The 17,220-nt window shown below is 48.7% G+C and carries 16 protein-coding genes; 11 read left to right on the top strand and 5 right to left on the bottom strand.

Annotation, left to right across the window (positions count from 1 at the left end):
- The first annotated feature begins 261 nt into the window (after positions 1 to 261).
- The 11 genes from trpB to HMPREF9442_RS00160 all read left to right on the top strand — a co-directional run bounded on the left by trpB (position 262) and on the right by HMPREF9442_RS00160 (position 12,036).
- On the top strand, positions 262 to 1,452 hold the full coding sequence (gene trpB, locus HMPREF9442_RS00110) for a tryptophan synthase subunit beta (RefSeq protein WP_172604637.1): 1,191 nt from the start codon (positions 262 to 264) through the stop codon (positions 1,450 to 1,452).
- Positions 1,453 to 1,491: 39 nt separating this feature from the next.
- Positions 1,492 to 2,892 carry an anthranilate synthase component I family protein gene (locus tag HMPREF9442_RS00115; RefSeq protein WP_008623949.1) on the top strand — a complete coding sequence of 467 codons (1,401 nt, stop codon included), beginning with the start codon at positions 1,492 to 1,494 and terminating at the stop codon, positions 2,890 to 2,892.
- Positions 2,893 to 2,916: 24 nt separating this feature from the next.
- The gene (locus HMPREF9442_RS00120) at positions 2,917 to 3,492 is read left to right on the top strand and encodes an anthranilate synthase component II (protein ID WP_008623951.1); all 576 of its coding nucleotides are present in this window, start codon (positions 2,917 to 2,919) and stop codon (positions 3,490 to 3,492) included.
- Positions 3,493 to 3,587: 95 nt separating this feature from the next.
- Entirely contained in the window at positions 3,588 to 4,640 is a 1,053-nt protein-coding gene (locus HMPREF9442_RS00125; RefSeq protein ID WP_008623953.1) for a DUF4934 domain-containing protein, read from the top strand.
- 161 nt (positions 4,641 to 4,801) lie between these two features.
- Positions 4,802 to 5,908, top strand: coding sequence for a DUF4934 domain-containing protein (locus HMPREF9442_RS00130; protein WP_157183514.1), 1,107 nt, complete (start codon positions 4,802 to 4,804; stop codon positions 5,906 to 5,908).
- 387 nt (positions 5,909 to 6,295) lie between these two features.
- The gene (locus HMPREF9442_RS00135; RefSeq protein ID WP_253270966.1) at positions 6,296 to 6,529 is read left to right on the top strand and encodes a hypothetical protein; all 234 of its coding nucleotides are present in this window, start codon (positions 6,296 to 6,298) and stop codon (positions 6,527 to 6,529) included.
- 313 nt (positions 6,530 to 6,842) lie between these two features.
- The gene (trpD, locus tag HMPREF9442_RS00140; RefSeq protein WP_172634366.1) at positions 6,843 to 7,847 is read left to right on the top strand and encodes an anthranilate phosphoribosyltransferase; all 1,005 of its coding nucleotides are present in this window, start codon (positions 6,843 to 6,845) and stop codon (positions 7,845 to 7,847) included.
- Positions 7,844 to 8,692, top strand: coding sequence for an indole-3-glycerol phosphate synthase TrpC (gene trpC / locus HMPREF9442_RS00145; RefSeq protein ID WP_008623957.1), 849 nt, complete (start codon positions 7,844 to 7,846; stop codon positions 8,690 to 8,692). The genes trpD and trpC overlap by 4 nt, the downstream gene beginning before the upstream one ends.
- Positions 8,689 to 9,342, top strand: coding sequence for a phosphoribosylanthranilate isomerase (locus tag HMPREF9442_RS00150; protein ID WP_040602399.1), 654 nt, complete (start codon positions 8,689 to 8,691; stop codon positions 9,340 to 9,342). Before trpC ends, HMPREF9442_RS00150 begins: the two co-directional genes overlap by 4 nt.
- Before the next feature lie 13 nt (positions 9,343 to 9,355).
- Positions 9,356 to 10,129, top strand: a complete 774-nt coding sequence (gene trpA, locus HMPREF9442_RS00155) for a tryptophan synthase subunit alpha (RefSeq protein WP_172634367.1) — start codon at positions 9,356 to 9,358, stop codon at positions 10,127 to 10,129.
- 245 nt (positions 10,130 to 10,374) lie between these two features.
- On the top strand, positions 10,375 to 12,036 hold the full coding sequence (locus HMPREF9442_RS00160; protein ID WP_008623960.1) for a putative transporter: 1,662 nt from the start codon (positions 10,375 to 10,377) through the stop codon (positions 12,034 to 12,036).
- Between the two features lie 9 nt (positions 12,037 to 12,045).
- Here the strand turns inward: HMPREF9442_RS00160 and HMPREF9442_RS00165 are convergent, their stop codons facing one another.
- From HMPREF9442_RS00165 to HMPREF9442_RS00185, 5 genes are all read right to left on the bottom strand, one after another.
- Positions 12,046 to 12,384: a type II toxin-antitoxin system RelE/ParE family toxin gene (locus HMPREF9442_RS00165; RefSeq protein ID WP_008623961.1), complete on the bottom strand. Its 339-nt coding sequence runs from the start codon at positions 12,382 to 12,384 to the stop codon at positions 12,046 to 12,048.
- On the bottom strand, positions 12,374 to 12,622 hold the full coding sequence (locus HMPREF9442_RS00170) for a hypothetical protein (RefSeq protein ID WP_008623962.1): 249 nt from the start codon (positions 12,620 to 12,622) through the stop codon (positions 12,374 to 12,376). The genes HMPREF9442_RS00165 and HMPREF9442_RS00170 overlap by 11 nt, the downstream gene beginning before the upstream one ends.
- 172 nt (positions 12,623 to 12,794) lie before the next feature.
- Positions 12,795 to 14,258: an ATP-binding protein gene (locus tag HMPREF9442_RS00175; protein ID WP_172604747.1), complete on the bottom strand. Its 1,464-nt coding sequence runs from the start codon at positions 14,256 to 14,258 to the stop codon at positions 12,795 to 12,797.
- Between the two features lie 30 nt (positions 14,259 to 14,288).
- Positions 14,289 to 15,422, bottom strand: coding sequence for a sensor protein KdpD (locus HMPREF9442_RS00180; protein ID WP_008623963.1), 1,134 nt, complete (start codon positions 15,420 to 15,422; stop codon positions 14,289 to 14,291).
- 9 nt (positions 15,423 to 15,431) lie between these two features.
- A complete protein-coding gene (locus HMPREF9442_RS00185; protein ID WP_008623965.1) occupies positions 15,432 to 17,216 on the bottom strand; it encodes a glycoside hydrolase family 15 protein in 1,785 nt (594 codons plus the stop codon).
- Positions 17,217 to 17,220 lie beyond the last annotated feature (4 nt).

Consider the following 17,220-nt stretch of genomic DNA (forward strand, 5'->3'; position numbering starts at 1 on the left):
TTTATTTGCAGTTTCAGGAATTCTATATATATTTGCAAACGAAAACGAAGAAATAAAAGAAGTAAAAACAATGTTCTCAAATAAAAATACATATTGGTGGTGGCGCAACTCAAGACCGGAAAAGTCGTGAGGAACAAGCCTTATATGTATTACCCACATTTACCCTAAAAGAAACATGGAGGCCTGTCGTACTTACGGCAGGTCTCTTTTTTTATCCCCTTTTTCCCAAGAACAAACAAACGGACCAAAATACAAATGAAAATGAAAACTTATCATGTAAATGAAGAAGGCTATTACGGTAATTTCGGCGGCGCATACGTCCCCGAGATTCTGCATAAAACCGTAGAAGATTTGCGTAAGGCATATCTTCCCATCCTTGAGAGCGAAGCATTCCGCAAAGAATACCATGCGCTGCTGAAAGACTATGTTGGTCGTCCCTCACCTCTCTACCATGCACGGAGACTGAGCGAAAAATACGGTTGCAGACTCTACTTGAAACGGGAAGACCTCAACCACACCGGCGCTCACAAAATCAATAATGCCATCGGACAAATCCTTTTGGCACGGAAAATGGGCAAAACGCGTATCATTGCCGAGACCGGTGCCGGCCAACACGGCGTGGCCACCGCTACGGTTTGTGCCCTGATGAACATGCCTTGCCGCGTTTACATGGGAGCGACGGACGTGGCAAGGCAACACGTCAACGTAGAACGTATGAAGATGTTGGGCGCCGAGGTTTATCCGGTAGAAAGTGGTAACAAGACATTGAAAGATGCCACGAACGAGGCCATCCGCGACTGGTGCTGCCATCCGCAAGACACCTTCTACATCATCGGTTCCACCGTAGGACCACATCCCTATCCCGACATGGTGGCCCGCTTGCAAAGCGTCATCAGCCGTGAAATCAAGGAACAGCTCTTGGAAAAAGAAGGACGCGATTATCCGGATTACCTGATGGCTTGCGTCGGTGGGGGGTCGAACGCCGCCGGTACCATCTACCACTACATCGACGACGAACGGGTTAAAATATACCTCGGCGAGGCCGGAGGCCACGGTATCGACAGCGGAGAGACCGCAGCCACGATACATTGCGGTTCATTAGGCATCATCCATGGAAGCCGCACGTTGGTCATGCAGGATGAAGACGGGCAAATCATCGAGCCCTATTCCATCTCTGCCGGTTTGGATTATCCGGGTATCGGCCCGTTACATGCCAACTTGGCACAAGAACACCGGGCCACAGTCATGGCTGTCAACGACGAAGAAGCTTTACGGGCCGCATACGAACTCACCCGCCTGGAGGGTATCATTCCGGCCTTGGAATCAGCACACGCACTCGGCATGCTCCCACGAATGAAATTCAGGAAAGAGGATGTGGTCGTGCTGACGGTCAGCGGACGGGGCGACAAAGACTTAGACACCTATCTGGCCCACCGCTGCGACGATAACTGAGAAGAATAAGATGTCCCATACAAATCCATAAGAAACTCTATGAATACATTTCATTACAGCACGGCTTGCCGACAAATCCTCGGCGACCTCCATACACCGGTCAGCACCTATCTGAAAGTGCGCGACCTTTATCCACAAAGCGCCCTGATGGAGAGTTCCGATTACCATAGCCATGACAACAGCCGTTCGTTCATCGCCCTGAACCCGATAGCTAGCATCGACATCAGCCATGGCACCGTGACCGCCCAATATCCGGACGGCACGCAGGAAACCCGTGAAATCAACGGGAACTATCCGGTCGAACAAGCTTTCAACTACTTTTTATCGCACTTCACCGTGACAGGCGAAAATAAAGAGTTTTGTGGCCTCTATGGTTACACGTCCTTCAATGCGGTCCGGTATTTCGAACACATAGAAATAAAAGATTGCATGCAGGAAAAGAACGACGCGCCGGACATCCTTTACATCTTATATAAGTATGTCATTGCTTTCGACCATTTCAACAACACCATGACGCTAATCGAACTGGTGGAAAACCATGAACCGGATACTCTCGACGAACTGGAACGCGTCATCCGGAACCACAACTTCGCCACCTACGATTTCCATCCTGTTGGTGAAACCTTCAGCACGCTCACGGACGATGAGCATAAAGCCAACATCCGCCAGGGCATCGCCCACTGCTTGCGGGGCGACGTGTTCCAAATCGTATTGAGCCGCCGTTTCGTACAACGGTATGAAGGCGACGACTTCAAGCTCTATCGCGCCCTGCGCAGCATCAACCCCAGCCCCTACCTGTTTTATTTCGACTTCGGGGGATTCCGCATTTTTGGTTCCTCACCTGAAACACATTGCCGCATAGAGGGCCGCCGCGCTTATATCGACCCGATTGCAGGCACGACAAAACGCACCGGCAACGCCGATACGGATGCACAAAATGCAAACTACCTGAAAAACGACCCGAAAGAAAACGCCGAACACGTCATGTTGGTAGACTTGGCACGGAATGACCTGAGCCGGAACTGCCACGATGTGAAAGTGGATTTCTACAAAGACATGCAATATTACAGCCATGTCATCCATCTAGTGAGCCGTGTAAGCGGTACGTTGGACAACGAAACAAACTCCGTCAAAACGTTCATCGACACCTTCCCGGCCGGTACGCTCTCCGGTGCACCCAAGGTCCGCGCCATGCAACTTATCAGCGAACTGGAACCGCACAACCGAGGAGCATACGGTGGTTGTATCGGGTTCTTCGGACTGGACGGTTCCCTGAACCAAGCCATCACCATTCGTACGTTTGTAAGCCGTAACAACGAGTTATGGTTTCAAGCCGGAGGCGGCATTGTGGCCAAGAGCGACGAAGATTACGAGTTACAGGAAGTCAATAACAAACTGGGAGCTTTGCGCCATGCCATCCAAATGGCTGAACGCTTGTAACCCCCTCCTCATACATTCAAAATCATGAAAACAGTCATCATTGATAATTACGATTCTTTTACCTACAATTTATATCATCTGATACGTGAAACCGGCACAGAAACCACGGTGTTGCGCAACAACGCATTCGACTTGAAAGATATTGAGGCATACGACAAGATTGTTTTAAGTCCGGGCCCCGGCATACCGGAAGAAGCAGGACAGTTATTGGATGTTATCCGTACTTATGCCGGACGAAAGCCGATACTTGGCGTATGCCTCGGCCATCAAGCCATCGGCCAGGCTTTTGGCGCACGGCTCGTCAACCTGTCCGATGTCTTCCACGGCGTACAGACTCCTTGTTTCCGGACGGAAGAAGACTATATTTTCCAAGGCATCCCCGAGCAATTCCCGGTAGGACGATACCACTCTTGGGTGGTGTCGGGCGACAATCTGCCTTCCTGCCTCGAAGTGACGGCGGTCAGCCCAGAAGGACAAATCATGGCACTGCGCCACCGCGAGCATGACATCCACGGCATACAATTCCATCCGGAATCGGTACTCACACCGGATGGGCAAGCCATTGTGGAAAATTTCCTCAATCACACCTTGTGTCCATAAATGATGTTTTACAACATGTTTCCATTTATATCATGTGCCAAATATTTGTAGTTTAGTTATTACTACATATATTTGGCACAAAGATACAAAGCACCATGAACTTAAAGCATTATCTCATAGCAATAACACTTTGCGCCCCATACCTGTTAAGCTTATTGGGATGCAAGAACCATCAAGACGCGAATGAAAGGGACTTGCTTACCATCCACATCAAGGATTACGAGAATAAAACCATTCCGCGTCCTGCCGTCATATCAAATATCGATACCATTGAGTTGGACACCCACGGTTATTTCATGAGCGACATCAAAACCGTATGTATTTCGGACACCATGGCTTATGTGGCAGACAGAGCCAACACCGTATGGGCCTTCAAATACCCGTCGGGCGACTTCGTCAGACGCATCCGGAACGTGGGGCACGGAAACGGGGAGTATGCCTCGGCTTGGACTTTGGCTTTGGGCGACAGCCTCCTGTACGTAATGGACTTTGAATCGAGAAGCATATTGGCCTATGATGCCACACTCAACTACAAGTCGTCATTCCGTTATGGATTCCCGGCTCTGGACTTCATAAAAGCCAAAGACGGCTTCCTCTTCCTGAACCTGTCAGCCACCGACAACTTGCACCGCGTCGTGCATACCAACGACCGGGGCGAAGTACAGCAAAGCTATCTGCCATCCGAAATGAGTTTGGACATGATTTATAATGAAATCTCCTTCGTCCGGGATAAAAACGGGGAGGTCTACATCTTTCCACCGTTCTCCAACGCAATCTACCGTTGGACTTCCGAAGGGCCGAAACCGGTGTTCCGGACAGATTTCGGCAAGAATGCAGCCGAAGAAGACGTAAAGTCAAGTTATGACATCACGGAATCAGGCAAAGCGTTCAACACCGGCTTCTTCATCGTGGACAACCACCTCGTCAACAGGTTCTTCCATGCGGGAAAAAACTACTACTCGCTCTATGACATGGAGAAAGGGACACAGCATATAATCACCCCTGACACTTCGGAGTTCATCCCTTTCGCTCCCCAATGGCAGTCTGCCAAAGGGCTGATTGGCTACATACTCACTACCGACTATGACAAGTGGAAGCCACAAAAGGACTCGTGCGATGCCGCATTGTTCGTTTTCCATTTGAAATAACACGATTGAGACAGAAATGGCTTGCCAAGCTTCTTCCGACAAAATAATAACGAACAAACTATGTTTTACAATATTAATCATAAGACGAGAGAACTGTCTGCATGAAATCTGCAAACAGTTCACCTTTATTGTATAATTCACACCTTATTAAATTCGATGCCATGGATATTAGAAAAATATTACTCTTTTGCTCTTTCGCCAACATGTTGTTCCTTAATTCTTGCACAAAAGAAAAAGGACAAGGAGAAGCCTCCTTTGTATGGAATTGCACGGAAATAAGCCCCGATTCATTCGATATAGCTTCATTACATCAAGACTATGCCTTGATTCCATTACAGTTGACCAATTCTTCCACTGTGGGAATGATTGACAAAGTGGCCTTTTCGGATTCAATCGTCTTCGTTTTGGACTGTCGTACGGCAACAGGCTTGTTCGCATTCAACGCCAAGGACGGAACTTTCATCAAACGAATTGGTGATATAGGCAATGGACATGGCGAATATCGGGAGTTACATGACTTCAGTATAGACGAAAAACATAAATGCATCTATGTCTTATGCGAAAGAAACAGGATTCAACAATACTCTTTCTCCGGAGAATACCAGAAAGAATTGCCTCTTCCGTTTTTAGTCACCAATATGGAATATTCCCATGACCGTTTTTATTTCGTTAATGATTATCCGAAAGAGAATAATTTATATGTGACGGACATGGACTTCAACATCATAGCCGAACATTTCCCAAACGAGGATTATGGCGAGAACTATGTCACTTTATTATCCCCTTTTCAAAAAACAGAAAACGGTGTGTTGTACCGACGCCATCTTGACAACCATATTTACAATGTCAATACCCAAGGAGAGGTCTCTGTCTTATATGAATTCGACTTTGGACGAAAAGCCATAGACTTCAAAGACATCAAAGAATGGTCACCCTCACAATTAAAAAAGATTGAGGCTGAAAGCGTATGTGATGTAAAATACTTCATAGACGGGAAAGATTATGCCATGATTTTGTTCTATGATGAAAACCGTCCCCATATTGGAATTTACGACAAGGAAACAAAAGATGTCAAAACATACGATTATGCCAAAATGAAAAACAAACGGCTCAATATAAAATTTCCGTTGCCGAAATATAATAATCTAAATGAGAACGTCTTTTCCATTTTATATTATAAGGATATAGAAACACTCGTGGAACAAGGAATCTTGGACAAGGAGACTTATTCTAAAGACTCCAACCCTATCTTGTGCGTGTACCCGTAAACAAAGATTTTATTCATCATCGAATGCTGTATGAAAGTATTTATTCCGGTAATAATTCTCTCGCTCTTATACGCATCATGCACCCACCATCCCAAAAAGGATCAAAGCATGCAAGAGGATGTCACACGGTTGATGTCTGCTCCCGTTTCTTTTAACACGGATAGTTTGGAGCTTCTATGCACAGGTTTGCATAACCATATGAACGATAGTTTTGCCCCTATTTTAAAATTAGTCGTATATCATGATTCCACGGTGTGCACTTCGTGTGTCTTCCAGAAATTACACAAATGGGATGATTTTATAGAAAAAGCGAAAGCACACAAAGGTAATTTGGAATTGTATTTCATCTTTTCCCCTCCATCAAACGAGCAACATTTGCTCAAAGTAATGGTTAAGAACTATAAGCCTAAGATGCCTATTTACATGGACACCGCAGGCGTCTTCCGCCGGACCAACCCCCAACTGCCCTCCAATCCCATGTTGCACACTTTCCTTTTGGACGAAAACAACGAGGTGTTGGTAGTAAGAAACCCTTTGGAAAATGAGAAAATAGACCGGATGTTCTGGAGAACCGTGAAGGAAAAGTTAGGAACTGGACAAAAAGAAAAAGCCAATGACTAATGCTCCACACGCATAAAATTCAGCTTTTCATCCGAAAAAACTGTGATTTTGTTTGCATACAAAGAAATTCTCTTTATATTTGCAACCATAAAACAAAACAAGAAACCAAACAGACAATGTTCTTAAACAAAAATACATATTGGTGGTGGCGCAACTCAAGACCCGAAAAGTCGTGAGGAGATAGCCTTATATGTATCAGCAACCACATACCAATGTGAAAACATGGAGGCCTGTCGTACTTACGGCAGGCCTCCTTTTTTATACCCATTCCCCTGCAAACCACATACCAATAAAACTTAAATACATCACAAACATGAAACAAATACTCACAAAAATTACAAACGGCGAGGTTCTAACCCGGGAACAGACCTGCCAGATTGTCCGTCATATTGCAGACGGAGAATACAACGACGTGCAAATCAGCGCCTTGCTCACCGGGCTGATTATGCGGGGCATCAAGGTGGACGAAGTGCTCGGCCTGCGCGACGGGCTTATAGAAACCGGCCAACCCGTGGATTTCTCCCCTTACCGGGTCATTGACATCGTGGGGACAGGCGGTGACAATAAAAACACGTTCAACATCTCCACCTGCGCCTGTTTCGTAGTGGCAGGAGCCGGTTACAAAGTAGCCAAACACGGCAACTACGCCGCCACCTCGACTTCGGGAGCGAGCAATGTCATGGAGCATCATGGCGTGCAGTTCACAGCCGACAGCAACCGACTACGTCGCAGCATGGAGGCTTGCAACTTTGCCTACCTGCATGCCCCGCTGTTCGCCCACGGGATGAAAGCCGTGGCTCCCGTACGCAAAATGCTTCAGATACCGACCTGTTTCAACCTTCTCGGTCCGTTGGTCAATCCTTGCCGCCCGGCCTATCAATTATTAGGTGTGGCCAACCTGAACCAAATGCGGCTGTACAGCAGCGTGTATGAGAAGTTGGGTATCGGTTACGGTATCGTGAACAGCATAGACGGATATGACGAAATCTCGCTGACGGGTAATTTCAAAGTCAAAACCAACACCATGGAGAAAATCTTCCGGCCTGCCGACCTCGGCCTGCCGACCGTCCGCCCGGAAGAACTCTACGGTGGTGCAACCCCGGACGAGGCTGCGGAAATTTTCAACAGCGTACTCGAAAACCGCTGCACGGAAAACCGGAAAAACGTGGTATTGGCCAATGCGGCCTTTGCCATCAAAGTCATCGAACGGGACAAGGACATCAACGAATGCCTCGCCATAGCCCGCGAATCATTGGAAAGCGGGCGCGCCCTGACTTGCCTGAAAACATACGTGGAACTTAACAGTAAAAACTTATGAAAGACATATTAGAAGAAATATTGGCATACAAACGCAAGGAAGTGGAACGGGAGAAAGCAGAGTTGCCTCCCGAACAGCTCTTCGCCCTCGTAGAAGACAGATTGGGAAACGCCCGCAACGGAACGGCCTGCCATGGCCAAGCACCGGCCTGCATGACCAACGCACGGAAGCACCGCTCCATGCGCGAAAGCCTGGCAGCCTCGCGTTCCGGCATCATCGCGGAATTCAAACGAAAATCCCCTTCCAAAGGGTGGATTAAAGAAGAAGGACGGGCGGATGTCATTCCGGCCGCATATACCGCAGCCGGAGCCGCAGCCCTCTCCATACTGACCGACGGGAAGTATTTCGGCGGCTGTCTGGACTACATACGGCAAGCACGTCCGATGACGGACACCCCCATCCTGCGCAAAGAGTTCATCATTGATGAATACCAACTCTACCAGGCCTGCCAAGCCGGAGCGGATGCCGTGCTGCTGATTGCCGCTGCCCTGACGCGACCCAATTATGAACGCTTGGCCCGGAAAGCCCATGACTTAGGACTGGAAGTGCTGTTGGAGATACATACGGAAAAGGAATTGGACTACCTTGCCGAACGTCCGGACATGTTGGGCGTGAACAACCGCCATCTCGGGACGTTCCACACAGACGTGGAAAATTCCTTCCGTATCGCCTCTCTCTTGCCGGACGACCTCCTTTGGGTGTCGGAAAGCGGAATTTCAGAACCGGACACAGTCCGCCGGTTGCGGGATGCCGGTTTTCGCGGTTTCCTGGTGGGCGAAACCTTCATGCGGCAACCTGTCCCCGGGGCGGCCTTGAAAACATTCATTCAAAGCGTAGAACGATGAAACCATTCCTAATTAAAGTATGCGGCATGCGCGACGCGGACAACATCCGCCAAGTGGAAGCCCTCACGCCGGACATGATGGGGTTCATCTGCTGGGAGGGCTCCCGCCGCCACGTAAGCCGCCTCCCCGATTATCTGCCGGAGACTTGCCGTCGCGTAGGCGTTTTCGTCAACCCTGAAATCGGGTATATACAGGAACGGATAAAAACCTTCCGCCTCGACCTCGTGCAACTGCACGGGCATGAGACACCGGAGTTCTGCCGAAGCATAAAAGAAGAGGGGCTGAAATCCGGCCATTCCCTGCAAATCATCAAAGCCTTCGGCGTGGCTCCCGACGAACCGTTCCCGCGTACCGAAGATTACGAAGCGGATTGCGACTTTTTCCTTTTCGACACGCGTTGCCCCACGGCCGGCGGCAGCGGCCGGACGTTCGACTGGAATGTCCTGCAAAACTACCACGGACATACGCCCTTCTTCCTGAGCGGGGGCATCGGCCCGGACAGTACGGACCGTCTTCGCAGCTTTTCACACCCCGCATGGGCGGGCGTGGACTTAAACTCACGTTTTGAAACGGCCACGGCCCAGAAAGACGTAGGCCGCCTTTCCGATTTCATCAAAGATTTACGTGGACAAAATATATCAGAGAACTAAAATACAATATATCATGAACAGAATCAACAAACTATTCAACGAGAAGAAACAGAACATCCTTTCCCTGTATTTCTGTGCCGGACACCCGACGGCAGGAACTACGGCAAACATCATCCGCACATTGGCCGCACGAGGCATAGACATGCTGGAAATCGGCATCCCTTTCAGCGACCCGATGGCCGACGGCCCCGTCATCCAAGACGCTGCCACGAAAGCCTTGCGAAACGGCATGAGCCTGCACCGCCTCTTCGAAGAGCTGAAAGACATCCGGCAAGACGTGGAAATCCCCTTGATACTGATGGGATACCTCAACCCCATCTTCCATTATGGTTTCGAAGCCTTTTGCCAAAGCTGTGCAGACTGCGGGATAGACGGGGTCATCATCCCCGACCTCCCCTTCCGGGACTATATGGAAACATTCAAACCCATAGCCGACCGCCACGGGCTGAAAATCATCATGCTCATCACGCCGGAAACCAGCGAAGAGCGTATCCGTCTCATCGACCGGCACACGGACGGTTTTATCTACATGGTATCGTCGGCTGCCACTACCGGTGCACAAAAAGAGTTCGACCGCACCAAACAGGCCTACTTCGACCGTGTAAACCAAATGGGACTGACCCATCCGCGCATGATCGGCTTCGGCATCAGCAACCGGCAAACTTTGGAATCTGCCCAAAAGCATGCCGCCGGTGCCATCATCGGCAGCCGGTTCGTCACCCTGCTCGACCAATACGGCTCGGCCACGGAAGCCCTGGACCGTCTACGTGAAGAACTAAAAAAATAAAGACAATATGGTTTGGTCTCCATTTTGCCGGTTATATTTTCATAACTTACTGTTAAACAATATTATACACCATTCATCAATGTAACCAATCAATCTGCGCCAAACGGAAAATCAGTTGCCTGAGATTGATTTTCCGTTTGGCGCAGATTGATTTTGCCGGTTTCTCCGGCACTTTTTCATGGTAAATAATCCTGATTTTCCATCTACTTACACTTTATATGGCCAAAAAGTGATACCTTTGCAGCATGGAATGGATTGACAGTTTGTTTTTCGAGCATAGCGCCATACAGGCCATTGTGGTGTTGTCATTGGTTACGGCCGCCGGGTTGTGGTTGGGCAAGATGCACGTGTGGGGAATATCCTTGGGAGTCACTTTTGTATTCTTCGTTGGCATTCTGGCCGGGCACCTCGGCATTTCACTGGATGCCGACATGCTCAACTATGCCGAAAGTTTCGGGCTCGTGCTTTTCGTCTATGCCTTAGGATTGCAGGTAGGTCCCGGTTTCTTCAGTTCCTTGTTGCACGGAGGAATCAAACTGAACCTATTGAGCCTCGGAGTAATCTTCATCGGAACGGCCATGACCGTACTTCTAAGCTATGGCCTGTCTATTCCCTTGCCGGACATGGTGGGCGTCCTGTGCGGAGCCACCACGAATACACCGGCACTCGGGGCGGCCCAACAGACCTTGAAGCAGATGGGAGAGCCATCCAGCAGCGCAGCCTTAGGGGCGGCCGTGGCTTATCCGCTCGGTGTCGTGGGAGTCATCCTTGCCATTCTGGTCATCCGGAAAATACTTGCCCGTCCGGCGGACATGGAAGAAAAAGAGACGGAAGACCACAACCATCCGTACATTGCCGCGTTCCAGTTGCATAATCCGGGCATTTACCATAAGACCATCAAGGATTTGGCCCTACACAGCCATACGAAATTCGTCATCTCCCGCCTGTGGAGAGACGGAAAAGTAACTATCCCGACCGGCAGCACGGAGCTTTTGGAGAACGACCGTATTCTGGTCGTAACGACGGAAAAAGACATGCCGACCCTAACCCTGTTGTTCGGCGAACAGGAAAACCGGGATTGGAATCAGGAAGATATAGACTGGAACAGCATAGACCGTAACTTAGTGTCGGAACACATCGTAGTGACCCAAGCTGAAATCAACGGCAAGCGTTTGGGTTCATTGCACCTGCGCAACACTTACGACATCAACATCAGCCGCGTGTTGCGTAGCGGCGTACAAATTCTGGCCACTCCCGACCTCATCCTGCAATTAGGCGACCGGCTGACGGTGGTGGGCGAAAAAACGGCCATCAAGCGCGTGGCCGGCATATTGGGCAACTCCGTCACCACACTGCGCGAACCCAATCTGGCCGCCATTTTCATCGGCATCGTGCTGGGATTGATGTTGGGTTCCGTGCCGCTCAGCATGCCGGGCATCAGCAGTCCGGTAAAGATGGGGTTGGCAGGCGGCCCTATTATCGTGGGAATATTGGTAGGCTGTTTCGGCCCGCGCCTGCACATGCGCATTTATACGACCCGCAGTGCCAACCTGATGTTGCGCGGCATAGGGCTGTCCCTCTATCTGGCCGGTATTGGCATTGATGCGGGTGCCCATTTCTTCGAGACCGTCGTCCGTCCGGAAGGAGCGATATGGATTGGTTCCGGATTTCTTATCACCGTGGTACCGGTGCTGCTGATGGCAGTGGTAGCCATGCGGATGTGCGGGATGAATTTCGGTTCCACTTGCGGCATGTTGTGCGGCAGCATGGCCAACCCCATGGCTTTGAATTACGTGAACGACAGTTTTCCCGGCAACGACGCTTCCGTCAGTTACGCCACGGTTTATCCGTTGGGTATGTTCATGCGTGTGGTAATCAGTCAGGTGGTACTGATGTTGTTCTTATAAAAAAACGGCTTACAAGCCGTTTTTGCGAAGCAGTGCCTCGATTTCATGGGCCGGTACTGATTCGCGTTCCGCCTTGTCGTAAATATAAAGCAAGTTGATTTCCGTTTCTTCGACGGCCACTACCACCGTGAAAGTGATGACCCTTGCCCCACCGCTCTTCCCCTTTCCTTTAGAAGCGATACGCATACGGATTTTACGCAAACCTCCTCCCAAGTCGGTACCGGTGGTAGGATTTCGTTCCAACTCATCAAGCAAAGCAGCATAATCTTTCTTAAACGAAGCATAATGTTTCGCCAACCATTTGGCTTCCCGCTCAAATGATGGCTTTACTATAATCTTATAATTCATTGAGAAAATCTCTTGCCAATTTCGGAGCCAACTTACCTTCTCGAGTCAATTTCACTTCTTTCAGTCCCGCATCAATCCCTTTCAGGATTTCCTCTTTGCCGATATACTCTGTTTCTTCCGTCTCTTTCTGTTTGGCGAGGCGCGTAACGGCTTTCACGGCCTTCCGCATCAACGATTCGTCCTCCGCTATAATACTGAGTTGGCGGAAAAGTTCCGCATTCAATTCCATTGTAGTCATAAACTGTCCCTCCTTGTTTTGTATATTGCAAACTTACAAAAAAAGCCTGATTCTTATGTCTTTCGGACAAAAAAATCATTTTGTCTTTATAAATAAAAAACATCCTTCCTTCAAAAAGCTGCAAAATCATACGGCTTTTTGAAAGAAGGATGCGACTCCTATTATTCTTTCCTCAGCAAGGCAAAACCATAGTAAAGACACTGCCCTTTCCCAATTCGCTGTCTACCGTAAGTGTTCCTCCGTGGGCTTCCACAAAGTCCCGGGAAATGGACAAACCCAATCCGGTTCCCTGCACTTTCGTTCCCGGCACACGGAAATAATGCTCGAAAATACTTTCGTGGTAACGCGGGTCTATGCCCTTTCCGAAATCTTGTACAAACATGGCAATATGGTTGTCGTCCTGTTGGCGTGCCCCGATGACCACGCGACCGGCCTCGGACGAATAACGGACGGCATTGCTCAACAGGTTGGTCAACACCCAAGCTATTTTCTCGCTGTCGACAAAGAGCTTCCCGATTTTCTCCGGATAGTCCACCTCCACTTGTATTCCGAATTTCTCAGCCTGCACGCGATTGGCCTTGATAGCATAGTCAATCAATTCGATAGGCTTGGTAATCTTCGGTTTCAGTTGCAGTTTTCCACTCTCCACCTGCGTCATGTTGAGCAACTCGCCCGTGATGCTGAGCAACCGTTCACTATTCTCTTTAATGCTTCTCGAAAGTTCCTCCTGTTCGGGGTTCAGTCCTCCCACACGCTTGTCTTCCAGAAGTTGCAGGCTCATCATAATGGCTGAAATCGGGGTTTTCAGCTCATGCGATACGGTGGATATGAAAGTCGTCTTGGCCGTGTCCAGCTCTTGAAATTCCGTCACGTTTTTCAACATGATTACATCTCCCCTCTTCTCCATCGTCACTCCGTCGTTGCCGCGCATCGTAATCTCCATATATTTCACCTGGAAATAGCTCTCCTTGTTGTCGGCGTAAATCTTCAACGACTCGCGTTTGGACTTCGGTGCCTCCTGTTCCTTCTTCTTATCTTCCCACATTCCGCAAATCAGACGACGCAACAGGTCGTTGCGCATGGCTATTTCCTGAGCCGACTTCCGGATGACGTCCTCACGTTTCAAATTCAGTATGTTCAACGCTTCATTGTTGATAAAGAGTATGATTTGCTCATTGTCCAGACCGACGATGGGTTCATTGATGGAATTGATGATGGTTTCCAGATAACGTTTGGAAGCCATGAGGTCCGAAATCGTACTGTTGTGATAATCTTTCAGCCGTTTGGCCATCCTATTGAAATTCTTCGACACCTCTTCCAGTTCCTTGTCGCCTCTCAGGTCCAACTTGGCATCATAATTATGATTGGCTATCTCAAGGATACCTTTCACTAAACTTTTAAAGGGAGAATTGATGGAGTTGGGAATTTTAAACAGAATCCACAAACCGATGCAAATGCAAATGCCACCGATAATCATAATCCATGTCAATGCACGGTTCATTCCCGGCTCGGCTGCTGGGCTGTCCGGTTCGGTTGCTGTCAGTATTTGCAGATTCGTCACCGACAAAGACACCAACAAAACAATCATGGCCACCAAGACACCGATCGACACGGTGAGTTTGGTCTTAATGTTCATATCGAATTTCATATCTTTAAATGAGATTTATTATGCTACAATAATTAAGTCAATCCGCATCTCGGACAACTGTTGCAAGAAACGCTTGTACCGTCCGATTTTAAAAAACATTTCCGGCATCTCAAACGCAGGACGCCCCATACATACGGTCGTCACCTGATTCTCTTTGCAAAACTGCACGATAGCGTCGGTCACATTCGGTGAGGACATCTGTTCTACCTTTCCGCCCAACTCGGTCACCAACTGGAAATAATTCAGCAAATAACGTTGGGAAGAAAGCTTGATACGGTCCGGGCTTTCCTTGGGAGTCTGCACGTGCAAAGCGATAAAGGAAGTGCTGTAACGCGTGGACAGCCGGTATGCTTTCCGTATGATATGCCTCGGCGTATGCTCATTGCTGCTCACGCAAGCTAAGATTTTCTCACGCCGCGTCTGGGCCGGTGCCAAAGGTGTCACCTCGCTTTCGACCTTGCGTTCCACCCTGAAAGCCACTTCTTTCAAAGCCAACTCACGCAACTGAAGGATATTCTCTGTCTTAAAGAAATTATTGAGGGCGGTCTGTATTTTCTCCTTTTTATAAATATTCCCGGCTTTCAGGCGCGTTATCAAGTCTTCGGCCGTCAGGTCGATGTTCACCACCTCATCGGCCTCCTGCAATACTTTGTCGGGCACCCTCTCCGCCACATTGATTCCCGTAATGCTCTTCACGTCCTCGCTCAAACTTTCGATATGCTGGATGTTCAGAGCCGAAACCACATTGATGCCGGCATCCAACAGTTCCATCACGTCTTCCCAACGCTTCGTGTTACGGGAACCCTCCACATTCGTATGCGCCAACTCATCAACGATGACCAATTCGGGATGGGCTTGCAGGATGGTCTCCAAATCCATCTCCTCGATTTCCTTTCCTTTATAAAAGACTTTCTTGCGGGGAATCACGGGCAAACCTTCGAGCATGGCCACCGTTCCGGGACGACCATGGGTCTCCACGTAACCGATTTGCACATCTATTCCGTTCTTCAACAAGTCATGCGCCTCCGACAACATCCTGTAAGTCTTGCCCACACCGGCTATCATTCCGATGTAAATCTTGAACTTACCCCGCCGGGAACGACGAATCAATTCCAGAAAGCGCTGTGCGTTACCGTTTTCGTTTTCTTCCATATACTTTTATTATTTAAGCTTCAACTGTTTACTCTCTCGTGAAAGTAAAATGGCCGTATTCACCAAAGCCAAATGGGAATATGCCTGCGGGAAGTTTCCTAACAGTTCTTTCGTGTCAAAGTTAATATCTTCACTGAACAATCCCAAATGATTACCATAGGTTAACACTTCTTCGAACAAACACCGGGCTTCCTCACGCTGCCCGATGACATACAAAGCCCGAATCAACCAGAAAGTGCAAATCGTAAAGGCAGAAGACGGCAAACCGAAATCGTCTTTACTGTTATAACGATACATTAATCCCTTGTGCATCAATGCTTCTTTCACGGCCCGTACCGTCTTATGGTAACGTACATCGTCCGCACTGATGAAACCGTATGGTTCCATCAACAACAAGGAAGAATCCAATGCCTGGTTTTCATAACATTGGGAGAAGCTTTGCAGTTCCTCTTTCCACCCGTATGTGAAGACTTCCTCCTTGACCAACGCAGCTTCGGCATCCCACTGCTCTCCATAACCATGTTTGTTCAGCAACACGGCAATCTTGGCTGCACGGTCCAATGCCACCCAACACATGACTTTGGAAGACACGAACTGCTGCGCTTCGCCCCGGATTTCCCAAATACCTTTATCCGGCTTGCGCCAATTCTCACAAACCGTCAAGGCGATACACTTCACCATCTCCCACATGTCTTCCACTTCATCCAAGGTCCCGGGCATCAGACAATAGTACTGGTAAATCAAGTCCATCAGATAACCGAAAGAGTCATTCTGCCGCTGATGATAAGCATCGTTGCCTATGCGCACTGGTTTCGAATCTTTGTAACCGGCCAAATGGTCGAGTGTCAGTTCCGTCAGTTCCCTTTCGCCACGAATGCCATACATGATTTGGTAGTTATGCGTCGTGATAAAAGTAGACTGGATGAACTTCATGAAACGACGGGCTGAATTGACATGGCCGATATTGAACAAGGTCTCGATGGCCATGGAAGCATCACGCAGCCAACAGAAACGGTAATCCCAATTTCTCACCTCCCCTACAGTCTCCGGCAGGCTGGTGGTCACGGCAGCCATCACCGCCCCATTGCGGTAGGTCATGAGCTTCAATACAAGCATGCTTCGTTCGATTACCTCGTTATACCTTGTGTAACGTTTGGCATGGTCTGTCCAATCCAGCCAATACACCAAAGTGCGGCAATATTCCAGTTTCTCCCGTTCTATATCCACCGGAATGACCTTCTCATTGAAAGAAAACAGAAAAAACTCATCCTTTTCCAAGGTGATTTCATCATGGTTCACGACTTTCTTCAAGTCCAACGACGAATATAAATATTGCCGATCCTTATTCTCCAACGACGAATAAGTTTCGACGTATTGAGAGGTCACGTTATAAATGGTCTTTCCCCTCGCATAGTTGGGAGCCGGACGATAATCCACCTTCATACGGGGACGGCCTTTCGCCCAACGGATGTACCTGTAAATCTCTGCCGGACGGTAGAAATCCTTTCCATCGGAGGTAGGATAGCAAGGCATGAAATCCACCACGTCGAAGGCTCCTTCTTCCGACTCAAAATGTGTAGACAGGATGTTGGTATGAGGCACGTACGATTGTGTAACCTTATAATCCGAAGTCACCTTAAAACCAAAATGCCCCCCTTTTTGCCTGTCCAATATGGCCGCAAATACGGAAGGAGAATCAAATTCCGGAAAACACAGCCATTCAATAGCCCCTTTTTCCGATATGAGGGCGGCGGTCGAGCAATTCCCGATTACGCCGTAGTTCAAATTTTGCATGATA

Source organism: Paraprevotella xylaniphila YIT 11841, from assembly GCF_000205165.1.
Taxonomy (GTDB): domain Bacteria; phylum Bacteroidota; class Bacteroidia; order Bacteroidales; family Bacteroidaceae; genus Paraprevotella; species Paraprevotella xylaniphila.